This is a genomic window from Vogesella mureinivorans (genome assembly GCF_007644035.1).
GTDB lineage: Bacteria > Pseudomonadota > Gammaproteobacteria > Burkholderiales > Chromobacteriaceae > Vogesella > Vogesella mureinivorans.
This window is the reverse complement of record NZ_VMTV02001068.1, coordinates 1-316: the sequence shown is the minus strand read 5'-3', so window position 1 is coordinate 316 and position 316 is coordinate 1. Positions and strand designations below refer to the sequence as shown.

Here is a 316-nt window from a genome sequence, read left to right as displayed (position 1 = left end):
ACGGTGCGGATCGTTCTCCTGATGCTGCTTGGGTACGTCAAGATAGCTGGGACGCACTTACAAGAGAACAACAAGAAGGCTTCGCCCCTCTGTGTCCTGATTTTGTTCTGGAACTACGTTCTAAAAATGACAATATGGAACCGCTACGAGCCAAAATGAGGGAATATATGGATAATCAGGCTCGTTTAGGCTGGTTGATTGACCGAAAGAATCAGAAGGTCGAGATATATAGGCAAGGTCAGGATGTGGAAGTGTTGGATAATCCTACTACTTTGTCAGGGGAAGATGTTTTACCAGGGTTTGTCTTAGATTTGAC

The 316-nt window shown here is 44.9% G+C and carries 1 protein-coding gene; it reads left to right on the top strand.

Features of this window, described 5'->3' with window-relative positions; all coding sequences use genetic code 11:
- The coding region (locus FLQ44_RS25735) for a Uma2 family endonuclease (protein WP_147696172.1) at positions 1-316 on the top strand (316 nt) is incomplete at both ends.